This is a genomic window from Serratia sp. BNK-12 (assembly GCF_047456085.1).
In the GTDB taxonomy this organism is placed as follows: Bacteria; Pseudomonadota; Gammaproteobacteria; order Enterobacterales; family Enterobacteriaceae; genus Serratia; species Serratia liquefaciens.
In genome coordinates this window covers 5,165,653-5,188,834 of the sequence record NZ_CP179896.1, presented here as the reverse complement: position 1 = coordinate 5,188,834, position 23,182 = coordinate 5,165,653, and the positions used below count along the sequence as shown (strand labels likewise).

At 53.8% G+C, this 23,182-nt stretch carries 23 protein-coding genes; 22 read left to right on the top strand and 1 reads right to left on the bottom strand.

All coding sequences use genetic code 11. The features are described 5' to 3' along the window. On the bottom strand, positions 1-993 hold the full coding sequence (asnA, locus tag ACMGG1_RS24195) for an aspartate--ammonia ligase (protein WP_020837701.1): 993 nt from the start codon (positions 991-993) through the stop codon (positions 1-3). Between the two features lie 155 nt (positions 994-1,148). Here asnA and asnC point away from each other — a divergent pair, with 155 nt between their 5' ends. From asnC to ACMGG1_RS24085, 22 genes are all read left to right on the top strand, one after another. Next, complete coding sequence (gene asnC / locus ACMGG1_RS24190; RefSeq protein WP_004950461.1) at positions 1,149-1,610, top strand: transcriptional regulator AsnC; 462 nt, start codon at positions 1,149-1,151, stop codon at positions 1,608-1,610. A 97-nt stretch (positions 1,611-1,707) separates the two neighbouring features. After that, positions 1,708-2,148 carry an FMN-binding protein MioC gene (gene mioC / locus ACMGG1_RS24185; protein ID WP_012147574.1) on the top strand — a complete coding sequence of 147 codons (441 nt, stop codon included), beginning with the start codon at positions 1,708-1,710 and terminating at the stop codon, positions 2,146-2,148. Positions 2,149-2,529: 381 nt separating this feature from the next. Beyond that, positions 2,530-4,419, top strand: coding sequence for a tRNA uridine-5-carboxymethylaminomethyl(34) synthesis enzyme MnmG (mnmG, locus tag ACMGG1_RS24180; protein ID WP_020837702.1), 1,890 nt, complete (start codon positions 2,530-2,532; stop codon positions 4,417-4,419). Between the two features lie 137 nt (positions 4,420-4,556). Next, positions 4,557-5,177: a 16S rRNA (guanine(527)-N(7))-methyltransferase RsmG gene (rsmG, locus tag ACMGG1_RS24175; protein ID WP_046374844.1), complete on the top strand. Its 621-nt coding sequence runs from the start codon at positions 4,557-4,559 to the stop codon at positions 5,175-5,177. A 638-nt stretch (positions 5,178-5,815) separates the two neighbouring features. Further along, complete coding sequence (gene atpI, locus ACMGG1_RS24170) at positions 5,816-6,199, top strand: F0F1 ATP synthase subunit I (protein ID WP_020837704.1); 384 nt, start codon at positions 5,816-5,818, stop codon at positions 6,197-6,199. A gap of 21 nt (positions 6,200-6,220) precedes the next feature. Further along, positions 6,221-6,997: a F0F1 ATP synthase subunit A gene (atpB, locus tag ACMGG1_RS24165; RefSeq protein ID WP_020837705.1), complete on the top strand. Its 777-nt coding sequence runs from the start codon at positions 6,221-6,223 to the stop codon at positions 6,995-6,997. A 49-nt stretch (positions 6,998-7,046) separates the two neighbouring features. Continuing rightward, positions 7,047-7,286: a F0F1 ATP synthase subunit C gene (atpE, locus tag ACMGG1_RS24160; protein WP_004093904.1), complete on the top strand. Its 240-nt coding sequence runs from the start codon at positions 7,047-7,049 to the stop codon at positions 7,284-7,286. Between the two features lie 57 nt (positions 7,287-7,343). Then, positions 7,344-7,814 (top strand): F0F1 ATP synthase subunit B, encoded by a 471-nt coding sequence (gene atpF, locus ACMGG1_RS24155; protein ID WP_004950476.1) that lies wholly within the window; start codon positions 7,344-7,346, stop codon positions 7,812-7,814. 14 nt (positions 7,815-7,828) lie between these two features. Continuing rightward, positions 7,829-8,362: a F0F1 ATP synthase subunit delta gene (gene atpH, locus ACMGG1_RS24150; protein WP_020837709.1), complete on the top strand. Its 534-nt coding sequence runs from the start codon at positions 7,829-7,831 to the stop codon at positions 8,360-8,362. Between the two features lie 12 nt (positions 8,363-8,374). Further along, positions 8,375-9,916, top strand: a complete 1,542-nt coding sequence (gene atpA, locus ACMGG1_RS24145; protein ID WP_020837710.1) for a F0F1 ATP synthase subunit alpha — start codon at positions 8,375-8,377, stop codon at positions 9,914-9,916. 58 nt (positions 9,917-9,974) lie between these two features. Then, positions 9,975-10,838, top strand: a complete 864-nt coding sequence (atpG, locus tag ACMGG1_RS24140; RefSeq protein WP_020837711.1) for a F0F1 ATP synthase subunit gamma — start codon at positions 9,975-9,977, stop codon at positions 10,836-10,838. 32 nt (positions 10,839-10,870) lie between these two features. Next, positions 10,871-12,253 (top strand): F0F1 ATP synthase subunit beta, encoded by a 1,383-nt coding sequence (gene atpD, locus ACMGG1_RS24135; protein WP_020837712.1) that lies wholly within the window; start codon positions 10,871-10,873, stop codon positions 12,251-12,253. A gap of 20 nt (positions 12,254-12,273) precedes the next feature. Then, positions 12,274-12,693: a F0F1 ATP synthase subunit epsilon gene (locus ACMGG1_RS24130; RefSeq protein WP_020837715.1), complete on the top strand. Its 420-nt coding sequence runs from the start codon at positions 12,274-12,276 to the stop codon at positions 12,691-12,693. A gap of 296 nt (positions 12,694-12,989) precedes the next feature. Next, complete coding sequence (gene glmU / locus ACMGG1_RS24125; protein WP_414161074.1) at positions 12,990-14,360, top strand: bifunctional UDP-N-acetylglucosamine diphosphorylase/glucosamine-1-phosphate N-acetyltransferase GlmU; 1,371 nt, start codon at positions 12,990-12,992, stop codon at positions 14,358-14,360. A 291-nt stretch (positions 14,361-14,651) separates the two neighbouring features. Beyond that, the gene (glmS, locus tag ACMGG1_RS24120) at positions 14,652-16,481 is read left to right on the top strand and encodes a glutamine--fructose-6-phosphate transaminase (isomerizing) (protein ID WP_414161073.1); all 1,830 of its coding nucleotides are present in this window, start codon (positions 14,652-14,654) and stop codon (positions 16,479-16,481) included. 336 nt (positions 16,482-16,817) lie between these two features. Then, positions 16,818-17,858, top strand: a complete 1,041-nt coding sequence (pstS, locus tag ACMGG1_RS24115) for a phosphate ABC transporter substrate-binding protein PstS (protein WP_020837719.1) — start codon at positions 16,818-16,820, stop codon at positions 17,856-17,858. Positions 17,859-17,950: 92 nt separating this feature from the next. Continuing rightward, entirely contained in the window at positions 17,951-18,907 is a 957-nt protein-coding gene (gene pstC / locus ACMGG1_RS24110; RefSeq protein ID WP_044554283.1) for a phosphate ABC transporter permease PstC, read from the top strand. 1 nt (position 18,908) lies between these two features. Further along, complete coding sequence (pstA, locus tag ACMGG1_RS24105; RefSeq protein ID WP_041415128.1) at positions 18,909-19,799, top strand: phosphate ABC transporter permease PstA; 891 nt, start codon at positions 18,909-18,911, stop codon at positions 19,797-19,799. 54 nt (positions 19,800-19,853) lie between these two features. After that, the gene (gene pstB / locus ACMGG1_RS24100; protein ID WP_369982368.1) at positions 19,854-20,624 is read left to right on the top strand and encodes a phosphate ABC transporter ATP-binding protein PstB; all 771 of its coding nucleotides are present in this window, start codon (positions 19,854-19,856) and stop codon (positions 20,622-20,624) included. An 11-nt stretch (positions 20,625-20,635) separates the two neighbouring features. Further along, a complete protein-coding gene (gene phoU / locus ACMGG1_RS24095) occupies positions 20,636-21,370 on the top strand; it encodes a phosphate signaling complex protein PhoU (protein WP_020837725.1) in 735 nt (244 codons plus the stop codon). A 166-nt stretch (positions 21,371-21,536) separates the two neighbouring features. Beyond that, positions 21,537-22,376, top strand: coding sequence for an ABC transporter substrate-binding protein (locus ACMGG1_RS24090; RefSeq protein WP_044554285.1), 840 nt, complete (start codon positions 21,537-21,539; stop codon positions 22,374-22,376). Positions 22,377-22,455: 79 nt separating this feature from the next. Continuing rightward, positions 22,456-23,181, top strand: coding sequence for an amino acid ABC transporter permease (locus ACMGG1_RS24085; protein ID WP_413510568.1), 726 nt, complete (start codon positions 22,456-22,458; stop codon positions 23,179-23,181). Position 23,182 lies beyond the last annotated feature (1 nt).

Here is a 23,182-nt window from a genome sequence, read left to right as displayed (position 1 = left end):
TTACAGAAGCCCTTCGACCGCGTCACGCACTTGAGGTGACCACACGCCGCACTGCACCTGACCAATGTGCGACAGTTGCAGCAACAGCATCACCAGGCGTGACTGGCCGATACCGCCACCGATAGTCTGCGGCATATCGCCACGCAGCAATGACTGATGCCACTCCAGCGCCAGACGATCTTCATCGCCGGTTTGCGCCAACTGGCGCTTCAGCGCACTGGCGTCAACGCGAATCCCCATAGAAGAAAGCTCGAAGGCATCCTGCAATACCGGGTTCCAGACCAGAATATCGCCGTTCAAACCTGCCAGGCCTTCTGCCGCCGGTGTCGTCCAGTCATCATAATCCGGCGCACGGACATCGTGTGATTTGCCGTGCGACAGCTTACCGCCGATCCCGATCAGAAATACCGCGCCCAGCTCTTTGGTAATCGCCCGCTCACGGCCTTTGGCATCCAGTTCCGGGTAGCGTTGCAACAGGGTTTCACTGTGAACAAAATGAATCTGCTCCGGCAGGAACGGCGTTAAGCCATATTCGCGGCTCACTTCGACTTCAGTGGCCTTAATCGCCGCATAAATACTGCTCACGGTGCTTTTCAGATAATCCAGGCTGCGCTCACCATCCCCCATCACCCGCTCCCAGTCCCATTGATCGACGTAGACCGAATGGATCGCGCTCAGACGATCTTCATCAGGACGCAATGCTTTCATATGGGTATACAGGCCTTCACCGGCGCCAAAATCGTAGCTGCCCAGCGTTTTACGTTTCCATTTCGCCAGTGAGTGCACCACTTCGAAAGTGGCTTCCGGCAGAGTTTTGACCTTTACCTGCACCGCTTTCTCACTGCCTGACAGGTTATCCTGGGTACCGTCACCCAGGCGGCTGAGGATCGGCGCCTGCACTTCGATCAGGCCAAGCTGCTGTTCCAGCTGGCGTGAGAAGAAGGATTTAACCAGGCTGATTTGTTGTTGTTTTTGAATAAACTGTTTTTTCATTGCCGTATCTCTTATAAACCTGTCTCTTTTGCCAACGATTAAGCAACAGAACGGCACCGTAATTCAATATCCGCTAATCAATATTGCCTTTTCACTTTTAATCGTTCATTTTGATGCGGTAATAATTCAACAATCAGCAATTAGTGGGGGATTAAATGGCTGAAAATTATCAGATCGATAATCTCGATCGCGGCATTCTTAACGCTTTGATGGAAAATGCCCGCACGCCTTACGCCGAACTGGCCAAGAACTTTGCCGTCAGTCCCGGTACCATTCATGTGCGAGTAGAAAAGATGAAGCAGGCCGGTATCATCACCGGCGCACGGGTTGACGTGAACCCTAAACGCCTGGGTTACGATGTCTGCTGTTTTATCGGCATTATATTAAAGAGTGCTAAAGACTATCCTTCGGCACTGAAAAAGCTCGAAAGCCTGGAGGAAGTGGTTGAGGCTTACTACACCACCGGCCACTACAGCGTGTTTATCAAAGTGATGTGCCGCTCAATAGATGCGTTACAACAGGTACTTATCAACAAGATCCAGACCATTGACGAGATCCAGTCCACCGAAACGCTGATCTCGCTGCAGAACCCCATCATGCGTACCATCACGCCCTAGCCAATTAATTACTATACCCATATTATCCACAGGTAGATCCCAGCCGATTCACAGCGTACAATGCTGCCACTTTGAGAAGGCTGGGATCATTCATTTCATGGCAGACATTACTCTGATCAGTGGCAGTACGCTTGGCAGCGCCGAGTACGTAGCCGAGCACTTGGCTGAAAAACTGGAAGCTGCGGGCTTTACGACCGAAACCCTGCACGGCCCTGAATTGGATGAACTGACCCTGTCCGGGCGCTGGCTGGTGGTGTCTTCTACCCACGGTGCCGGCGATTTACCGGATAACCTGCAACCGCTGCTGGAACAAATAGAAGAACAGCTTCCTGACTTATCCCAGGTACAGTTCGGCGCAGTCGGTTTGGGCAGCTCGGAATACGACACTTTCTGTGGTGCGATCCAACGGATCGACGATCTTCTGATCGCTCGCGGGGCGAAAAGGATCGGCGATCGGCTCGAGATCGACGTGACTGAACACGAAATTCCTGAGGATCCGGCAGAGGAATGGGTGAAAAATTGGATTAATTTACTCTAATTTGTTCAAAGATCACCCGAACGATTGTGGATAACTATGCTTAAAAGCAGGGTAAAAGCGGTAGTTATCCCAATAACAACCTTAGGTCGCTTTTTGTCCTGTGCATAACATGCCATTTAGATCCCAGCTTATAAGCTATAGGATCACCGATCATTCACAGCTAACGATCCTCCTTAATCCGCTGATCTCAATCACGAATAGTCACTTATCCACAGAAGATCGCGATCCTAATAAGAGATCTAATAAAGAGATCTTTAAATAAAAAAGATCTTCTTTTAATTACCGACGATCCTGACCACTTGGTCGATCGACTAAACTTGAGTAGAATCGCCCTCCCCAGGGCAAACAACGATCGTTCGCAATACGGCGAGGTGCAGTTCCATGTTTTATCCAGAGCAATTTGACGTCATCATCATCGGTGGTGGCCATGCCGGTACCGAAGCCGCAATGGCTGCGGCACGCATGGGGCGTCAGACTTTATTATTGACACACAATATCGATACGCTGGGGCAGATGTCTTGCAACCCGGCGATTGGCGGTATTGGTAAAGGGCATCTGGTTAAGGAAATTGATGCACTTGGCGGCCTGATGGCCACGGCGATTGACCATGCCGGCATCCAGTTTAGGATACTAAACGCCAGCAAAGGCCCGGCGGTGCGAGCCACTCGTGCCCAGGCTGACCGCGTACTGTATCGCCAGGCTGTACGCACCGCCCTGGAGAACCAGCCGAACCTGACTCTCTTCCAGCAGCCGGTCGAAGATCTGATTGTGGAAAACGATCGCGTTGTCGGTGCGGTAACCCAAATGGGGCTGAAGTTCCGTGCCAAAGCGGTGGTACTGACCGTTGGCACCTTCCTGGATGGCAAGATCCATATCGGTCTGGAAAACTACAGCGGAGGCCGCGCTGGGGATCCTCCGTCGATCTCGTTGTCACAGCGTCTGCGTGAATTGCCTTTGCGCGTTAATCGCTTGAAAACAGGTACGCCGCCGCGTATCGATGCACGCACTATCGATTTCAGCGTTCTGACGCCGCAACACGGTGATACACCGATCCCGGTGTTCTCGTTTATGGGCAATGCCGGGCAACACCCGGAGCAAATGGCGTGCTACATCACCCATACCAACGAAAAAACCCATGACGTGATCCGCAATAACCTCGATCGCAGCCCGATGTATGCCGGGATCATCGAAGGGATCGGCCCACGCTATTGCCCATCGATCGAAGACAAAGTCATGCGCTTTGCCGATCGTAACGCTCACCAGATCTTCCTTGAACCGGAAGGCCTGACCAGCAACGAAATTTATCCTAACGGCATTTCCACCAGCCTGCCGTTTGACGTACAGATGCAGATCGTGCGTTCGATGGAAGGGATGCAGAATGCCCGTATCGTTCGTCCGGGTTATGCCATCGAGTATGATTTCTTCGATCCGCGCGATTTAAAACCGACGCTGGAAAGCAAATTTATCCAAGGCTTGTTCTTCGCCGGTCAGATTAACGGCACCACCGGCTACGAAGAAGCCGCTGCACAGGGCCTGCTGGCCGGTCTGAATGCCGGACGTTATGCCAACGAAGATGAAGGCTGGTCACCACGTCGCGATCAGGCTTACCTCGGCGTGCTGGTGGACGATCTCAGTACCCTGGGTACCAAAGAACCGTATCGCATGTTCACTTCACGCGCCGAATATCGCCTGATGCTGCGCGAAGACAATGCCGATCTGCGCCTGACCGAAAAAGGCCGCGAACTGGGTCTGGTGGACGATGCCCGCTGGGCGCGCTTTAGCGAAAAGCTGGAACACATCGAACAAGAACGTCAGCGCCTGCGCGACATCTGGATGCACCCGCATGCGGAGAATGTCGATCAGGTCAACGTACTGCTGAAAGCGCCGCTGTCGCGTGAAGCGAATGGCGAAGAGTTGCTGCGTCGCCCTGAAATGGATTACCAACAGCTGACCTCCGTAGCCGCATTTGCGCCGCCGTTGGCCGATACCCAGGCCGCAGAGCAGGTTGAGATCCAGGTAAAATACGAAGGCTACATCGCTCGTCAGCAGGAAGAGATCGAAAAACAACAGCGTAACGAAAACACCGTGCTGCCGTTGGATCTCGATTATCAGCAAGTTTCCGGCTTGTCGAATGAAGTGATTGCCAAATTGAATGACCACAAGCCGAACTCGATCGGCCAGGCTTCACGCATCTCCGGCATCACACCGGCGGCGATCTCAATTTTGCTGATCTGGCTGAAAAAGCAGGGTTTGCTGCGCCGCAGCGCATAAATCTTGTTTTTGTGCGACCGTTTGTCTACTTGATAGGCAAACGGTCGCTGACATCGTCCCGTGCCTGAATTATCATGCTTGGCTTCTTGGCAAGCCCCAATTTGGCTAGTCGTTCCACGCCAGTCAGAGGACCCGTTGTGCAGAAAAAATTAGACTCGCTGCTCACTGCAGCAGGCATTGCGCTTCCCGATCAGCAAAAACAGCAATTGCTGGGCTATGTCGGCATGCTGGACAAGTGGAACAAGGCTTATAACCTCACCTCGGTGCGCGATCCTCAGCAAATGCTGGTACGCCATATTCTCGACAGCATCGTGGTAAACCCGCATTTGCAGGGCTCCCGTTTTATCGACGTAGGCACCGGCCCCGGCCTGCCGGGCATTCCGTTGGCGATCGTTCGTCCTGATTCCCATTTCACCTTGCTGGACAGCCTGGGCAAGCGCGTACGCTTCCTGCGTCAGGTGCAGCACGAACTGGGCCTGACCAACATTGAGCCGGTACAGAGCCGCGTTGAGGAGTTCCCGGCCGAACCACCGTTTGACGGTGTGATCAGCCGTGCTTTTGCTTCGCTGCAGGACATGCTGTCCTGGTGCCACCATTTGCCGGCGAAAGGGCAGGGGCGTTTCTACGCGCTGAAAGGGGTTCGTCCTGATGAAGAGCTGACGCAGCTGCCGGAAGGTATCGAACTCGAGTCGGTGGTGCGCTTGCAGGTGCCGGAACTCGAAGGCGAACGTCATTTGGTGATACTTAAAGCAAACTGAGTTTGTTTTTGATCAAATAAGCGTGAATTAAAAGATAGTGCCCAGAGTAAATGTAAGCAGGCTAATCAAATGGCGGTTTTTTTAGTTAATTTACTTTTTATTAACACAAAAATAGCCGCCAATTAGCGACAATAGAGTAATTGCAATTCGAAATAGTCACGTTAGCAACGATAAGTTAACGATTCTGCTTTGGCGCTAATGTTAATTGGCTGTTGTAATATTACGCGACAAGCTGTCAATAAAAGGTTTTTACCGAGTAGATGGATTGTTTTTGAACGGTTAACTTGTAATATTTTGATTTATAATGTTTTTTGATCACTCAATTTGCTAAAGACGGTTTACACGTCGGTGAGTTATAAATCAGAAAGAGGCATTATTGTGAGCGGTTCGACGTTTCGTACTGTAACGCTGGAATAATCAGACAATTTAATGCGCCCTATATTCCGACCGTTTTCTTGTGAAAATAGCCTGAAATGGGGGAATTTAAATAATTGTTCACCTTTTCGCTACTTATCGATTGAATTCGTTGGTATGCCCCGTATAATTTGCTCGTTTTTTGCTGCTTGACTCAGATCAGTAAAAACAGTTTTATACGTCACTCAGCATACCCCCTCTGGGGTACGGAGAGAACAAACGTCATGTCTGTGTCCCTTTACAGCGGAAAAGTTGCTCGTAAATTGCTGTTTCTGCAGTTAATGACTTTTGTTTTGATCAGCGCTGCCTTCGGTCTGAAAAGCCTGGAATGGAGCGGTTCGGCACTGGCGGGCGGTCTCGCAGCCTGGTTGCCGAGTACCATGTTTATGCTGTTTGCCTTGCGTCATCAGACGCAGACGCAGGCACCCGGTCGGGTCGCCTGGTCATTCGCCATCGGCGAGGGGTTAAAGGTCTTGATCACCATAGTTTTGTTGATCGTGGCGCTTGGGGTGTTCAAAGCGGAGTTTATACCGCTTGGCCTGACCTATTTAGCGGTGTTAGCGGTGCAAATTATCGCACCCGCCGTGATTAACAGTTACCGAAATTAACTAAATAAGGGTAGAGGCATCATGTCTGCAGAGGGATACAACAGTCCACAGGAGTATATCGGTCACCACCTGACGCAACTTCAGGTCGGGACTGGTTTTTGGTCGATTAACCTCGACTCGATGTTTTTCTCCGTTGTCCTCGGGGTTCTGTTCCTGGTGATTTTCCGCCGGGTTGCCAAAAACGCCACCAGCGGCGTACCGGGTAAGCTGCAAACCGCAGTGGAACTGGTCGTCGGGTTTGTCGACAGCAGCGTACGCGATATGTACCACGGCAAGAGCAAGGTAATTGCTCCGCTGGCGCTGACGGTGTTTGTCTGGGTATTCCTGATGAACATGATGGACCTGATCCCGGTCGACTTCCTGCCATTCATCGGTGCCCAGCTCGGTCTGCCGGCACTGCGTGTGGTGCCTACGGCTGACGTGAACGTCACCCTGTCGATGGCGTTGGGCGTATTTATCCTGATTCTGTTCTATAGCATTAAAATGAAAGGCGTTGGTGGGTTCGTTAAAGAGTTAACCATGCAGCCGTTCAACCACCCTGTATTCATTCCTATCAACCTGATCCTTGAAGGTGTCAGCCTGCTGTCCAAGCCTGTTTCACTGGGCCTGCGACTGTTCGGCAACATGTATGCGGGTGAGTTGATCTTCATCCTGATTGCCGGCCTGTTGCCGTGGTGGTCACAGTGGGTCCTGAGCTTGCCTTGGGCTATTTTCCACATCCTGATCATTACGCTTCAAGCCTTTATTTTCATGGTTCTGACGATTGTCTATCTCTCGATGGCATCTGAAGAGCACTGATTTTCTTAAAACACTTGCACTTTTAAACTGAAACAAACTGGAGACTGTCATGGAAAACCTGAGTATGGATCTGCTGTACATGGCTGCCGCTGTGATGATGGGTTTAGCGGCAATCGGTGCTGCGATCGGTATCGGCATCCTGGGTGGTAAATTCTTGGAAGGCGCTGCTCGTCAGCCTGACCTGATTCCTCTGCTGCGTACACAGTTCTTTATCGTTATGGGTCTGGTTGACGCCATCCCGATGATCGCTGTTGGTCTGGGTCTGTACGTGATGTTCGCTGTCGCGTAAGTAGAGAATTTCTCTACACTGAAACCACACTATTAACTTTTAAAGAGGCATTGTGCTGTGAATCTTAACGCAACAATCCTCGGCCAGGCCATCGCGTTCGTTCTGTTTGTCTGGTTCTGCATGAAGTATGTATGGCCGCCGATTATGGCAGCCATCGAGAAGCGTCAGGGAGAAATTGCTGACGGTCTCGCTTCTGCAGAACGTGCCAAAAAAGATTTGGACTTAGCGCAAGCCAATGCGACCGACCAGCTGAAAACTGCTAAAGCAGAAGCTCAGGTGATCATCGAGCAAGCAAACAAACGCAAAGCTCAGATCATGGATGAAGCGAAAGCCGAAGCCGAGCAGGAACGTAACAAAATCGTGGCGCAGGCTCAGGCTGAGATCGAAGCCGAACGTAAGCGCGCTCGTGAAGAGTTGCGTAAGCAAGTCGCGATGCTGGCAATTGCCGGCGCCGAGAAGATCATCGAACGTTCCGTGGATGAAGCTGCTAACAGCGACATCGTTGATAAACTGGTCGCTGAACTGTAAGGAGGGAGGGGCTGATGTCTGAATTTGTAACTGTAGCTCGCCCCTACGCCAAAGCAGCTTTTGACTTTGCCGTTGAGCATCAAAGCGTAGAGCGCTGGCAAGATATGCTGGCGTTTGCTGCTGATGTCACTCGCAATGAACAGATTTCTGAACTGCTGTCTGGCGCTATGGCGCCAGAGACGCTGTCCAAGACGTTCATCGCGGTATGTGGCGATCAACTCGACGAACATGGCCAGAACTTTATCCGTGTAATGGCCGAAAATGGACGTTTACTGGTTCTTCCTGCCGTGCTGCAGCAGTTCAACGAACTGCGCGCCTTGCTGGAATCCACCGTCGAAGTCGACGTGCTCTCTGCGAGCGCACTGAGCGACAAACAGCAGGCTAATATTGCCGCTGCGATGGAAAAACGTCTGTCACGCAAAGTTAAGCTGAATTGCAAAATTGACAAGTCTGTACTGGCCGGCGTAATTATCCGTGCTGGCGATATGGTGATTGATGGCAGCGTTCGCGGTCGTCTTGAACGCCTGACAGACGTCTTGCAGTCTTAAGGGGACTGGAGCATGCAACTGAATTCCACCGAAATCAGCGAACTGATCAAGCAGCGCATTGCTCAGTTCAATGTGGTGAGCGAAGCTCACAATGAAGGTACTATTGTTTCCGTCAGCGACGGGATCATCCGCGTACACGGTCTGGCCGAAGTTATGCAGGGCGAAATGATCGCACTGCCAGGCAACCGTTACGCAATCGCATTGAACCTGGAGCGTGACTCCGTAGGTGCCGTGGTTATGGGTCCGTACTCGGATCTGGCCGAAGGCATGAAGGTAAAATGTACCGGCCGTATTCTGGAAGTTCCGGTTGGCCGTGGCCTGCTGGGCCGTGTAGTTAACACCCTGGGTGCACCTATCGACGGTAAAGGCCCGGTTGATAACGACGGTTTCTCCCCGGTTGAAGCTATCGCCCCTGGTGTTATCGAGCGTCAGTCCGTAGATCAGCCGGTTCAAACTGGCTACAAATCTGTCGACGCCATGATCCCAATCGGCCGTGGCCAGCGTGAGCTGGTGATCGGCGACCGTCAGACCGGTAAAACCGCTCTGGCTATCGATGCGATCATCAACCAACGCGACTCCGGCATCAAATGTGTTTACGTGGCTATCGGCCAGAAAGCGTCTACCATCGCTAACGTGGTGCGCAAGCTGGAAGAGCACGGCGCACTGGCAAACACCATCGTTGTGGTTGCTACCGCGTCTGAATCCGCTGCACTGCAATACCTGGCGCCATATGCCGGTTGTGCGATGGGCGAATACTTCCGTGACCGCGGTGAAGATGCACTGATCGTTTATGATGACCTGTCCAAACAGGCCGTTGCTTACCGTCAGATTTCCCTGCTGCTTCGTCGTCCACCAGGTCGTGAAGCTTACCCAGGCGACGTATTCTACCTCCACTCCCGTTTGCTGGAGCGTGCTGCGCGTGTTAACGCCGACTACGTTGAAGCCTTCACCAAAGGTGAAGTCAAAGGCCAAACCGGTTCACTGACCGCTCTGCCGATCATTGAAACCCAGGCAGGTGACGTTTCCGCGTTCGTTCCGACCAACGTAATCTCGATTACCGATGGTCAGATCTTCCTGGAATCCAACCTGTTTAACTCCGGTATTCGTCCGGCGGTTAACCCGGGTATCTCCGTATCCCGTGTGGGCGGTGCAGCGCAAACCAAGATCATGAAAAAACTGTCCGGTGGTATTCGTACCGCGCTGGCACAGTACCGTGAACTGGCTGCGTTCTCTCAGTTCGCTTCCGATCTGGATGATGCGACCCGCAAACAGCTGAGCCACGGTCAGAAAGTGACCGAGCTGCTGAAACAGAAACAGTATGCGCCGATGTCCGTCGCACAACAGTCTCTGGTGCTGTTTGCCGCAGAACGTGGCTACCTGAACGACGTTGAAGTCGCGAAAGTCGTGAGCTTCGAAGCCGCGCTGGTTGCTTACGCAGACCGCGAGCATGCTGAGTTGCTGAACCACATCAACCAAACTGGCAATTTCAACGATGAGATCGAGGGCAAACTGAAAGCCGTCCTCGAGACCTTCAAGAAAACCCAGTCCTGGTAACGCTCAGCGGCCTGCAGTTGAAAGACAGCAGGCCGTCTGGCAATGAGGAGAAGCAGAGATGGCCGGCGCAAAAGAGATACGTAGTAAGATCGCGAGCGTGCAAAACACGCAAAAGATCACTAAAGCGATGGAAATGGTCGCCGCCTCCAAAATGCGTAAATCGCAGGAACGCATGGCGGCCAGCCGTCCTTATGCAGAGACCATGCGCAAAGTGATTGGTCACCTTGCGTTGGGTAATCTGGAATATAAGCACCCGTACCTGGATGAGCGTGACGTTAAGCGCGTCGGGTATCTGGTGGTGTCTACTGACCGTGGTCTCTGTGGCGGCTTGAACATCAACCTGTTCAAGCGTCTGTTGGCAGAGATGAAAGGCTGGTCCGAAAAAGGCGTTGAAGTTGATTTGGCGCTGATTGGCTCTAAAGCGGCCTCTTTCTTTGGTTCCGTGGGCGGCAACGTGGTTGCCCAGGTTACCGGCATGGGGGATAAACCTTCCCTGTCGGAACTGATCGGTCCGGTGAAAGTGATGCTGCAAGCCTACGACGAAGGTCGTTTGGACAAGCTGTACATTGTCAGCAACAAATTTATCAATACGATGTCCCAGGAACCACAGATTATTCAGCTGCTGCCGTTGCCGCCTTCCGATGACGGTGAGCTGAAGAAAAAATCTTGGGATTACCTGTATGAACCCGATCCAAAAGTGCTGCTTGATACCTTGCTGCGCCGCTATGTGGAATCGCAAGTTTATCAGGGCGTCGTGGAAAACCTGGCCAGCGAGCAGGCCGCACGAATGGTAGCGATGAAAGCCGCAACCGATAACGGCGGTAGCCTGATCAAAGAGCTGCAGTTGGTATACAACAAGGCTCGTCAGGCCAGCATCACTCAGGAACTCACCGAGATCGTTTCGGGAGCCTCCGCGGTTTAAGCTAGGTTTACGAATTACGTAGAGGATTCAAGATGGCTACTGGAAAGATTATCCAGGTAATCGGCGCCGTAGTGGACGTCGAGTTCCCTCAGGATGCCGTACCAAAAGTGTACAATGCTCTTGAGGTAGAAAACGGTACCGAGAAGCTGGTGCTGGAAGTTCAGCAGCAGTTGGGCGGTGGCGTAGTTCGCTGTATCGCGATGGGGACCTCAGATGGTCTGCGCCGCGGTCTGAAAGTGAACGATCTGGAACACCCAATTGAAGTACCGGTAGGTAAAGCTACCCTGGGCCGTATCATGAACGTATTGGGTGAACCAATCGACATGAAAGGCGACATCGGCGAAGAAGAACGTTGGGCGATTCACCGTCCGGCGCCAAGCTACGAAGATTTGTCCAACTCCCAGGATCTGCTGGAAACCGGTATCAAGGTTATGGACCTGATTTGTCCGTTCGCTAAGGGCGGTAAAGTTGGTCTGTTCGGTGGTGCTGGTGTGGGTAAAACCGTAAACATGATGGAGCTGATCCGTAACATCGCGATCGAGCACTCCGGTTATTCCGTGTTTGCAGGCGTGGGTGAGCGTACTCGTGAGGGTAACGACTTCTACCACGAAATGAACGACTCCAACGTACTGGACAAAGTATCCCTGGTTTACGGCCAGATGAACGAGCCACCGGGTAACCGTCTGCGCGTTGCTCTGACCGGTCTGACCATGGCGGAGAAATTCCGTGACGAAGGCCGCGACGTTCTGCTGTTCGTTGATAACATTTACCGTTATACCCTGGCCGGTACCGAAGTGTCCGCACTTCTGGGCCGTATGCCATCTGCGGTAGGTTATCAGCCAACGCTGGCGGAAGAGATGGGCGTTCTGCAAGAACGTATCACCTCTACCAAGACCGGTTCTATCACTTCCGTACAGGCCGTTTACGTTCCTGCGGATGACTTGACTGACCCGTCACCAGCCACCACCTTTGCTCACTTGGATGCAACCGTGGTACTGAGCCGTAATATCGCTTCTCTGGGTATCTACCCGGCCGTTGACCCGCTGGATTCCACCAGCCGTCAGCTGGATCCGCTGGTAGTTGGCCAGGAGCACTACGATGTAGCGCGTGGCGTGCAGTCTATTCTGCAACGCTACCAGGAACTGAAAGATATCATCGCAATCCTGGGTATGGACGAGCTGTCAGAAGATGACAAACTGGTCGTATCCCGTGCGCGTAAAATCCAACGCTTCCTGTCTCAGCCGTTCTTCGTGGCAGAAGTCTTCACCGGTTCTCCGGGCAAGTTCGTATCGCTGAAAGACACCATTCGTGGTTTCAAAGGCATTATGGACGGCGACTATGACCACCTGCCTGAACAAGCGTTCTACATGGTTGGCGCCATTGAAGAAGCAGTGGAAAAAGCCAAGAAACTGTAACGCCTTGAGAGGAGGGTGATATGGCTATGACTTACCATCTGGATGTAGTCAGCGCGGAAAAACATATGTTTTCCGGCCTGGTGCAAAAGATCCAGGTGACAGGTAGCGAAGGCGAACTGGGGATTTTCCCTGGCCATGCGCCGCTGCTGACTGCCATCAAGCCTGGCATGGTGCGTATTGTTAAACAGCACGGTGAAGAAGAGTTCATCTACCTGTCCGGCGGTATCCTTGAGGTACAGCCGAGCGTGGTCACCGTGTTGGCAGACACTGCCATCCGTGGAACGGACCTCGACGAAGCGAGAGCGCTGGAAGCTAAGCGTAAAGCTGAAGAGCACATCCGTAGCTCTCATGGCGATGTCGACTATGCTCAGGCATCTGCGGAACTGGCGAAAGCGATCGCAAAACTGCGCGTTATCGAGCTCACCAGAAGAGCGATGTAACATTTTGGCGCGTGCATAACGCAACCAAAATTAAGAAAGCGGCCTATTTGGTCGCTTTTTTTTTGCTTTAAAATAAGCGTTTCAACCCGGTGGGCATTGTGATGTATAACCCTCGAGAGAGGCTAAAAATGTCTCCGATCGCCGACAGTTCCACCCAGGCTGAGGTTGCCTGAGTGTTAGCTGTGGCGCGCCTAGTGCCCCATGGCCTGCGCCGGGTTCGTGCAGAGAAATATGTAGTAATATCGTCACTAAAGAGTTCTACTTTCGTCTATCAAAATGGAGTTATCAGGTTGCTTATGTCGAACAGCGCAATGAGTGTGGTGATCCTCGCCGCGGGCAAGGGAACACGCATGTATTCCGATCTTCCCAAGGTGTTACATCCATTGGCCGGTAAGCCGATGGTGCAGCACGTCATTGATGCCGCGATGAAACTGGGCGCGCAAAACGTCCATTTGGTCTACGGCCACGGCGGTGAGTTGCTGAAAAAGATCCTGACCGACAGTGCGCTGAACTGGGTGCTGCAGGCCGAGCAGTTGGGGACCGGCCACGCCATGCAGCAGGCTGCACCGCATTTTGCCGATGATGAAGACGTGCTGATGCTGTACGGTGACGTTCCGCTGATCTCTGTCGATACCCTGCAGCGCCTGCTGGCGGCGAAGCCACAGGGCGGTATTGGTCTGCTGACCGTAAAACTGGCTGATCCAAGCGGTTACGGTCGTATCGTGCGCGAGCAGGATACTGTGGTGGGAATTGTTGAGCACAAGGATGCCAGCGAAGCCCAGCGTCAGATCAATGAAATCAATACCGGTATCCTGGTGGCCAACGGGCGCGATCTGAAGCGCTGGCTGGGGATGCTGAACAACGACAACGCGCAGGGTGAGTTCTATATCACCGATATCATCGCGTTGGCACATGCCGACGGCAAGAAAATTGAGGCGGTCCATCCATCTCGCCTGAGTGAAGTGGAAGGCGTGAATAACCGCCTGCAGCTGTCGCGACTTGAGCGCATTTATCAGGCAGAACAATCTGAAAAGTTGCTGCTGGCCGGCGTAATGCTGTTGGATCCGGCGCGTTTTGATCTGCGCGGGGAACTTGTGCACGGTCGCGACATCTCTATTGATGCCAACGTGATTATTGAAGGTTCGGTCAAGCTGGGCGACCGCGTGAAAATCGGTGCCGGCTGCGTGCTGAAAAACTGCGTAATTGGCGACGACTGCGAGATCAGCCCGTATAGCGTATTGGAAGATGCGGTGCTGGCAGCGGAATGCACCGTGGGGCCATTCGCCCGTCTTCGTCCGGGTGCAGAGCTGGCGGTGGGCGCCCATGTCGGCAACTTCGTCGAAATGAAAAAAGCACGCTTGGGCAAAGGTTCCAAGGCGGGCCATCTGAGCTACCTGGGCGATGCCGAGATTGGTGACGATGTGAATATCGGCGCCGGTACTATCACCTGTAACTATGATGGCGCCAACAAGCATAAAACCATTATTGGCGACGGCGTGTTTGTTGGTTCCGATACCCAACTGGTGGCACCGGTCTCCGTCGGCAAAGGCTCTACCATCGCCGCTGGCACTACGGTTACCCGTGATATCGGCGAGGACGAACTGGTGCTGAGCCGCGTTAAGCAGGTGCACATCCAGGGTTGGCAGCGTCCGGTGAAAAAGAGATAGCCCTTCATCTTTCGAGCTGCAGCGTTGTTGGCTTCATGCCAGAACCCCAGTCACTTACTTGAGTAAGCTCCTGGGGATCCTGACATTTGCCGCCTAGCTGCAACTCGAAATCTATTGGGCGGCAGCATGTAGTAGAAAGAATATGTTTTGTATTGCGCTCCAATGTAGAGCCCAATACAAAACATAATAATCCCCATTCTCTACAGGCTCGGGGACGCACGGTAAAAACCGGCAAAATCAGGTCAAGACATCGAAAGCGCCCCGAAAGGCGTTTAATTAGGAATACAACTGATGTGTGGAATTGTAGGCGCAGTAGCGCAACGTGATATTGCAGAGATCCTGTTGGAAGGTTTACGCCGCCTTGAGTACCGTGGCTATGACTCAGCCGGTTTGGCAGTGGTGGATGCGGAAGGCAACGTGAACCGTTTACGCCGCGTGGGCAAGGTCAATAAACTGGCCGAAGCCGCGGAACAACATCCCTTGCACGGCGGCACCGGTATTGCTCACACCCGCTGGGCAACGCACGGTGAACCTACCGAAGCGAATGCGCACCCGCATGTTTCTGATTACATTACCGTGGTGCATAACGGCATCATCGAAAACCACGAACCGCTGCGTGAATTGCTGATCGAACGGGGCTATCACTTCAGCTCCGAGACCGATACCGAGGTGATTGCTCACCTGGTGCATTGGGAACAGCGCCAGGGCGGCAGCTTGCTGGAAGTGGTGCAGCGCGTGATCCCACAGCTGCGTGGCGCCTACGGCACCGTGGTAATGGATAGCCGCGACCCGAGCGTGCTGGTGGCAGCGCGTTCCGGCAGCCCGCTGGTGATCGGCCGCGGCGTGGGTGAAAACTTCCTGGCATCCGACCAATTGGCGCTGCTGCCGGTGACCCGTCGCTTTATCTTCCTGGAAGAAGGCGACGTGGTGGAAATGACCCGCCGCACCGTCAACATTTTCGACAAACAGGGTAACGCCGTTGAACGCCCTGAGTTTGAATCTCAAGTGCAATACGACGCCGGTGATAAAGGCGCTTACCGCCATTACATGCAAAAAGAGATTTACGAACAGCCGCTGGCGCTGAAAAACACCCTGGAAGGGCGTTTCAGCCATGGCCAAATCAACCTGAGCGAGCTGGGACCGCGCGCCGATGAGCTGCTGGCGAAGGTGCAGCATGTGCAGATCATTGCCTGCGGTACGTCATACCACTCTGGCATGGTTGCTCGCTATTGGTTCGAATCTCTGGCCGGTGTGCCTTGCGACGTCGAGATCGCGTCTGAATTCCGTTACCGCAAATCTGCCGTGCGTCCGGGCAGCCTGATCATCACGCTGTCACAGTCCGGCGAAACCGCCGATACCCTGGCGGCGCTTCGCCTGTCGAAGGAATTGGGCTACCTCGGTTCGTTGGCGGTGTGTAACGTGGCCGGTTCTTCGCTGGTGCGTGAATCCGATTTGGCGCTGATGACCAAGGCCGGGACCGAAATTGGCGTGGCCTCTACCAAGGCCTTCACCACCCAGTTGGCGGTGTTGTTGATGCTGGTGGCGCGTTTGGGCCGTCTGAAAGGCATGGCGGAAAGCGTTGAGCATGAAATCGTACACGGCCTGCAGGCGTTGCCGGCGCGTATCGAACAGATGCTGTCGCTGGACAAAAGCATTGAAGCGCTGGCGGAGGGCTTCTCCGACAAGCACCACGCGCTGTTCCTCGGCCGTGGCGATCAGTACCCGATCGCCATGGAAGGTGCGTTGAAGCTGAAGGAGATCTCCTACATTCACGCGGAAGCCTATGCGGCCGGTGAATTGAAACACGGCCCACTGGCGTTGATCGATGCCGATATGCCGGTGATCGTGGTGGCGCCGAACAACGAACTGTTGGAAAAACTGAAATCCAACATCGAAGAAGTTCGCGCGCGCGGTGGCCAGCTGTATGTGTTCGCCGATCAGGATGCCGGTTTCGTCAGCAGCGAAGGCATGACCATCATTCCATTGCCGCACGTAGAAGAAATCGTGGCCCCTATCTTCTACACCGTGCCGTTGCAGCTGCTGTCTTACCATGTGGCGTTGATCAAAGGTACCGATGTTGACCAGCCGCGTAACCTGGCTAAGTCTGTCACCGTAGAGTAATCCGCTGCTGTTAATCTCTAAAAGCCGGCCACTGTGCCGGCTTTTTTCATAACGGGATCAAATATGACAAGAGTGCTACAGCGGAGATAAAAGTTGTCATATTCAAACGGATAGCGGCGATGGAAAGGGTTTTTTTATTGATTAATTACTGAGTGGTTTTATGTTTAATGGTTTGATTTTTATAGTGTAATCACATCCGTGCTCTCACTGTAATATAACTGTCATATTTCGTACATTTTACTGTCACCAAACTGTCCTATTTTCCCTCCTGCAGCAATACTTACTCTGATGAAAACGACTCAAAGTCGATTTTTGAATATCCCATTAGGAGGGATTATGAAACTGATGCGTACCACCGTCGCCAGTATTGTGGCAGCGACTTTCTCCCTGACCGCCGTGTCCGCGTTCGCTGCTGCTAGCCTGACCGGTGCAGGTGCGACATTCCCCGCTCCGGTTTATGCCAAGTGGGCAGATTCTTATCAGAAAGAAACCGGCAACAAAGTTAACTATCAGGGCATCGGCTCTTCTGGTGGCGTGAAGCAAATCGTCGCCAATACCGTTGACTTTGGTGCCTCCGATGCACCTTTGAGTGATGACAAGCTGGCGGCCGATGGCTTGTTCCAGTTCCCTACCGTGATCGGTGGCGTGGTGCTGGCCGTTAACATCCCGGGCATCAAATCCGGTGAGCTGACCCTGGATGGGAAAACCCTGGGTGATATCTACCTGGGCAACGTGAAAAAATGGAACGACCCGGCGATCACCAAGCTGAACCCAGGCGTCAAGCTGCCGGATCAGAACATTGCGGTTGTTCGTCGCGCGGACGGTTCAGGCACCTCTTTCGTGTTCACCAGCTATCTGTCTAAAGCCAACGCGCAGTGGAAAGAGAAAATCGGTGCAGGTTCTACCGTTAACTGGCCAACCGGTCTGGGCGGCAAGGGCAATGACGGCATCGCCGCATTCGTACAGCGTCTGCCTGGCTCCATCGGTTACGTTGAATACGCGTATGCCAAACAAAACAACCTGGCTTACACCAAGCTGATTTCTGCCGACGGCAAAGCGGTTAGCCCAACAGAAGAGAGCTTCAGCGCCGCCGCTAAAGGCGTTGACTGGAGCAAAACCTTCGCCCAGGACCTGACTAACCAGAAAGGTGACAACGCCTGGCCAATTACCTCCACCACCTTCATCCTGGTGCACAAAGAGCAGAAAAACCCGGCTCAGGGCACTGAAGTTCTGAAGTTCTTTGACTGGGCGTATAAAACCGGCGCCAAGCAGGCTAACGACCTGGATTACGCCACGCTGCCGAACGAAGTTATCGAGCAGGTGCGTGCAGCATGGAAAACCAACGTAAAAGACAGTTCCGGTAAAGCGCTGTACTAACAACGCAGGGGCGCGTGATTCGGCGCGCCCCACTCAGTTTTTCAGGGCTCAATTCAGGTTGGGCCTGCCAGGGTTAACACAGAGAGTGATCTATGGCTGAGTACAAGCCGACCATTAAAGCACCGAGTAAAAATGGTGACGTCATCTTCAGCGCGCTGGTTAAACTGGCGGCGCTGATTACCCTATTGTTGCTGGGCGGCATTATTGTTTCGCTGATCTTCGCCTCCTGGCCGAGCATACAGAAATTCGGTTTCTCCTTTCTGTGGACCAAAGAATGGGACGCGCCTGCTGAGCAGTTTGGCGCCCTGGTACCGATCTACGGCACCGTCGTCACCTCGCTGATCGCATTGATTATCGCCGTACCCGTCAGCTTCGGCATTGCGCTGTTCCTGACCGAGCTGGCACCAAACTGGCTGAGGCGCCCGCTGGGTATCGCCATTGAGCTGCTGGCGGCGATCCCGAGTATCGTTTATGGCATGTGGGGCCTGTTCGTGTTCGCCCCGCTGTTTGCCGAATATTTCCAGACCCCGGTTGGCGAGGTGCTGTCCGGCATTCCGATTGTCGGTGAGCTTTTCTCTGGCCCGGCGTTCGGTATCGGTATTCTGGCTGCCGGGGTGATCCTGGCGATTATGATTATTCCTTATATCGCCGCCGTAATGCGCGATGTATTCGAACAAACCCCGGTGATGATGAAAGAGTCGGCCTATGGCATCGGCTGCACCACCTGGGAAGTGATTTGGCGCATCGTATTGCCGTTTACCAAGAATGGCGTGATTGGCGGTGTAATGCTCGGCTTGGGCCGTGCGCTGGGGGAAACCATGGCGGTGACCTTCATCATCGGTAACACCTACCAGCTCGACAGCGCTTCACTGTATATGCCGGGCAACAGCATCACCTCTGCACTGGCCAACGAATTCGCCGAAGCGGAGTCGGGCGTGCACACCGCCGCGTTGATGGAGTTGGGTCTGATTCTGTTTGTTATCACCTTTATCGTGCTGGCGCTGTCGAAGCTGATGGTGATGCGCCTGGCAAAGAGTGAGGGACGCTAACGTGACGACTATGGATATGCAAAATAGCGTAGCGCTGCTGGAAAGCCGCCGCAAAATGCAGGCCTGGCGCCGCCAGAAGAACCGACTGGCGCTGTTCCTGTCGATGGCGACCATGGTGTTTGGCCTGTTCTGGCTGGTGTGGATCCTGTTCTCCACCGTGACCAAGGGCATCGACGGCATGTCGCTGGCGCTGTTCACCGAAATGACTCCTCCGCCGAATACCGCGGGCGGAGGCCTGGCAAACGCCATCGCCGGTAGCGGCCTGTTGATCCTGTGGGCTACCGTGTTCGGTACGCCGCTGGGCATCATGGCGGGGATTTACCTGGCGGAATATGGCCGTAAATCCTGGCTGGCGGAAGTCATCCGTTTTATTAACGACATTCTGTTATCGGCACCGTCGATTGTTGTGGGCCTGTTCGTGTACACCATCGTGGTGGCGAAGATGGAACACTTCTCCGGTTGGGCCGGGATCATCGCGTTGGCGCTGTTGCAGGTACCGATCGTGATCCGTACCACCGAGAATATGCTGAAGCTGGTGCCGGATACGCTGCGCGAAGCCGCTTATGCGCTGGGCACGCCGAAATGGCGCATGATTTCCGCCATCACGCTGAAAGCCTCGGTCTCCGGCATCATCACCGGCGTGCTGCTGGCGATTGCGCGTATCGCAGGGGAAACCGCACCGTTGCTGTTTACCTCGCTGTCGAATCAGTTCTGGAGCACCGACCTGATGCAGCCGATCGCCAACCTGCCGGTGACCATTTTCAAATTCGCCATGAGCCCGTTCGCCGAATGGCAAGAGCTGGCCTGGGCCGGGGTGCTGTTGATAACCCTGTGCGTACTGCTACTGAATATCCTGGCGCGTGTGGTTTTCGCCAAGAAAAAGCATTCATAAAATTTTGAGCGCTGCCGTGGCGGCGCTGATGAAAAGAGAGAAGTCTTGATGAGTATGGTTACTGACGCTTCCAGCAGCAAAATTCAGGTACGCGATCTGAACTTCTACTATGGCAAATTCCATGCGCTGAAAAACATCACGCTGGATATCGCCAAGAACAAGGTCACCGCGTTTATCGGCCCGTCCGGCTGCGGCAAATCTACCCTGCTGCGCACCTTCAACAAAATGTATCAGCTGTACCCCGAGCAGCGTGCCGAAGGTGGCATTCTGCTGGATGGGCAGAACATTCTGACCGACAACTCGGATATCGCACTGCTGCGTGCCAAGGTCGGCATGGTGTTCCAGAAGCCGACGCCGTTCCCGATGTCGATTTACGACAATATCGCCTTCGGCGTGCGCCTTTTTGAAAAGCTGTCACGTGCCGACATGGATGAGCGTGTGCAGTGGGCCTTGACCAAGGCGGCGCTGTGGAACGAAACCAAGGACAAGCTGCACCAGAGCGGTTACAGCCTGTCGGGTGGCCAGCAGCAACGTCTGTGCATCGCCCGCGGCATTGCCATTCGTCCGGACGTGTTATTGCTGGACGAACCTTGCTCGGCGCTGGATCCGATTTCCACCGGTAAGATTGAAGAGCTGATCAGCGAACTGAAGTCTGACTACACCGTGGTGATCGTAACCCACAACATGCAGCAGGCCGCGCGTTGCTCCGACTCCACGGCATTTATGTATCTGGGCGAACTGATCGAGTTCAGTGATACTGATAACCTGTTCACCGCGCCACAGAAAAAACAGACCGAAGACTACATCACCGGCCGTTATGGTTGATAGGATGCATCATGGATAACCTGAATTTAAATAAGCACATTTCCGGCCAGTTCAACGCAGAACTGGAGCATATCCGCACCCAGGTATTGACCATGGGCGGGCTGGTGGAACAGCAACTGACCGACGCTATCACCGCGATGCACAATCAGGACGGTGAATTGGCCAAACGCGTGATCGAAGGCGACGCCAAGGTCAATATGATGGAAGTGGCGATTGACGAAGCCTGCGTGCGGATCATCGCCAAACGCCAGCCGACCGCCAGCGACCTGCGTCTGGTGATGGCGATCATCAAAACCATTTCCGAGCTGGAACGCATCGGCGACGTGGCGGACAAGATTTGCCGCACCGCGCTGGAGAAATTCTCGCACCAGCACCAGCCACTGCTGGTCAGCCTGGAGTCGCTTGGTCGCCATACCGTGCAGATGCTGCACGACGTGCTGGACGCCTTCGCGCGCATGGATTTGGATGAAGCTATCCGCATTTACCGCGAAGACCGGAAGGTCGATCAGGAATATGAGGGCATCGTACGCCAGTTGATGACCTACATGATGGAAGATACGCGTACTATCCCAAGCGTGCTGACCGCGTTATTCTGTGCCCGTTCGATCGAGCGTATCGGTGACCGCTGCCAGAACATTTGCGAATTTATCTTCTATTTCGTCAAAGGTCAGGACTTCCGTCATATCGGTGGCGACGCGCTGGAAAAGCTGCTGTCATCCGACGGAAAAGACGATAAAAAAGAGTAATTTCCCCCGAGAGTTACCCCTGAAGGCGCAGAAAACTGCGCCTTTATGCTGTTTAAAACCCTTAAAGACAAAAAGGTTATAAATATAGCTTTTTATATTATTTCCTGACCTAAGAGGGTCTTGCTAGCTTAGCAGCCAGCAGGACATCAACCCTTAGGAGCTCCCCATGAAACATCGCGCTTTGGCCTTAACCTTATTAGCCAGCCTGACCAGCCTCGCCACCGGTGCCGCGCATGCGGACAAACTCGACGACATCAAGAAAGCCGGCGTAGTGCGTATCGCGGTGTTCGACAGCAATCCGCCGTTCGGTTATATCGACCCGCAAAGCAAAAAGCTGGTGGGTTACGATGTGGATGTCGCCGATGCGATCGGCAAAGCGCTGGGCGTGAAGGTTGAGCTGCGAGCCACCAACCCGGCCAACCGTATTCCTTTGCTGGTCTCGAAAAAGGTCGACCTGATTGCCGCTAACTTCACCATTACCGACGAGCGTGCCAAGGAAGTGAACTTCAGCGTGCCGTATTTCGCCACCGGCCAGAAATTTATCGCCCATAAAGGCGTACTGAAAACCCCGGAAGACATCAAAAAGCTGCGCATTGGCGCGGACAAAGGCACGGTGCAGGAAATTACCCTGCGTGAACATTATCCGACGGCGAAAGTGATCTCTTACGACGATACCCCGCTGGCGTTCGTGGCGCTGCGTAACGGTAACGTGCAGGCGATCACCCAGGATGACGCCAAGCTGGTGGGCCTGCTCGGCAACCTGCCGGCCGCCCAGAAAGCTGACTTCGAGATCTCGCCGTTCAGCATTACCAAAGAGTACCAGGGAGTCGGCATTCCCAAAGGCGAAGATCGCCTGACCGCCAGCGTTAACGACACGCTGATTAAACTGGAAAAGGACGGCGAAGCGGTGAAAATCTACAATCGCTGGTTCGGGCCGGAAACCAAAACGGCTCAACCGCGCGGCGATTTCACCATCGCACCCCTGGATCAGCAGCCTAAGGCCTGATTCTGCGGGGTCGTGAAGTCAGAACGGAGGGGCGCAGCTTGCTGCGCCCTTGGCGCATGGTGCAAAACAAGGATTAGGCATGAATCTGCAACAACTCTCAGACTGGCTGCTGGCGCCGCAGTATCTGAGCTGGTTATGGGATGGCTTCCTGCTGACGCTGTGGCTTTCCGCCTGTGCTAGCCTGGTAGCCACGCTGTTGGGGTTTTTACTGACGGCGATGCGTGACAGCCGCCTGAGGGTGCTGCGCTGGCTGGCGGTCGGTTACAGCTCATTGTTTCGCAATACGCCGCTGCTGGTGCAGCTGTTCTTCTGGTATTTCGCTGCCGGGCAGATTTTGCCGTCTGCCGCCATGCAGTGGCTGAATACGCCACACCACATCGGCCTGCTTGAGTGGCCCTCATTTGAATTTCTGGCCGGTTTCTTCGGCCTGACGCTTTACTCCACTGCTTTTATCGCTGAAGAGATCCGCTCCGGCATCCGTGGTGTCGCCAGCGGACAAAAGTACGCCGCCAACGCGCTGGGGCTGACCGGATGGCAGGCCATGCGCTATGTGGTGCTGCCGCAGGCGCTTAAAATTGCCATGCCGCCGCTACTGGGCCAATACATGAACGTAATAAAAAACTCCTCGCTGACCATGGCGATCGGCGTCGCTGAACTTTCCTATGCTTCGCGTCAGGTAGAAACCGAGACGCTACGCACCTTCCAGGCCTTTGGCGTGGCGACGGTGTTGTATATCGCCATCATTGCGCTATTAGAAGGTTGGGGCATGTGGCGGCAGCAGCGTAAACCGCTGGGAGGACATTAAG

Excerpts from the sequence above, each read along its gene's own strand:
- asnA (WP_020837701.1), bottom strand. The coding sequence starts at position 993 with ATGAAAAAACAGTTTATTCAAAAACAACAACAAATCAGCCTGGTTAAA.
- asnC (WP_004950461.1), top strand. The coding sequence starts at position 1,149 with ATGGCTGAAAATTATCAGATCGATAATCTCGATCGCGGCATTCTTAAC.
- mioC (WP_012147574.1), top strand. The coding sequence starts at position 1,708 with ATGGCAGACATTACTCTGATCAGTGGCAGTACGCTTGGCAGCGCCGAG.
- mnmG (WP_020837702.1), top strand. The coding sequence starts at position 2,530 with ATGTTTTATCCAGAGCAATTTGACGTCATCATCATCGGTGGTGGCCAT.
- atpI (WP_020837704.1), top strand. The coding sequence starts at position 5,816 with ATGTCTGTGTCCCTTTACAGCGGAAAAGTTGCTCGTAAATTGCTGTTT.
- atpB (WP_020837705.1), top strand. The coding sequence starts at position 6,221 with ATGTCTGCAGAGGGATACAACAGTCCACAGGAGTATATCGGTCACCAC.
- atpE (WP_004093904.1), top strand. The coding sequence starts at position 7,047 with ATGGAAAACCTGAGTATGGATCTGCTGTACATGGCTGCCGCTGTGATG.
- atpH (WP_020837709.1), top strand. The coding sequence starts at position 7,829 with ATGTCTGAATTTGTAACTGTAGCTCGCCCCTACGCCAAAGCAGCTTTT.
- atpA (WP_020837710.1), top strand. The coding sequence starts at position 8,375 with ATGCAACTGAATTCCACCGAAATCAGCGAACTGATCAAGCAGCGCATT.
- atpG (WP_020837711.1), top strand. The coding sequence starts at position 9,975 with ATGGCCGGCGCAAAAGAGATACGTAGTAAGATCGCGAGCGTGCAAAAC.
- atpD (WP_020837712.1), top strand. The coding sequence starts at position 10,871 with ATGGCTACTGGAAAGATTATCCAGGTAATCGGCGCCGTAGTGGACGTC.
- ACMGG1_RS24130 (WP_020837715.1), top strand. The coding sequence starts at position 12,274 with ATGGCTATGACTTACCATCTGGATGTAGTCAGCGCGGAAAAACATATG.
- glmU (WP_414161074.1), top strand. The coding sequence starts at position 12,990 with ATGTCGAACAGCGCAATGAGTGTGGTGATCCTCGCCGCGGGCAAGGGA.
- glmS (WP_414161073.1), top strand. The coding sequence starts at position 14,652 with ATGTGTGGAATTGTAGGCGCAGTAGCGCAACGTGATATTGCAGAGATC.
- pstS (WP_020837719.1), top strand. The coding sequence starts at position 16,818 with ATGAAACTGATGCGTACCACCGTCGCCAGTATTGTGGCAGCGACTTTC.
- pstC (WP_044554283.1), top strand. The coding sequence starts at position 17,951 with ATGGCTGAGTACAAGCCGACCATTAAAGCACCGAGTAAAAATGGTGAC.
- pstB (WP_369982368.1), top strand. The coding sequence starts at position 19,854 with ATGGTTACTGACGCTTCCAGCAGCAAAATTCAGGTACGCGATCTGAAC.
- phoU (WP_020837725.1), top strand. The coding sequence starts at position 20,636 with ATGGATAACCTGAATTTAAATAAGCACATTTCCGGCCAGTTCAACGCA.
- ACMGG1_RS24090 (WP_044554285.1), top strand. The coding sequence starts at position 21,537 with ATGAAACATCGCGCTTTGGCCTTAACCTTATTAGCCAGCCTGACCAGC.
- ACMGG1_RS24085 (WP_413510568.1), top strand. The coding sequence starts at position 22,456 with ATGAATCTGCAACAACTCTCAGACTGGCTGCTGGCGCCGCAGTATCTG.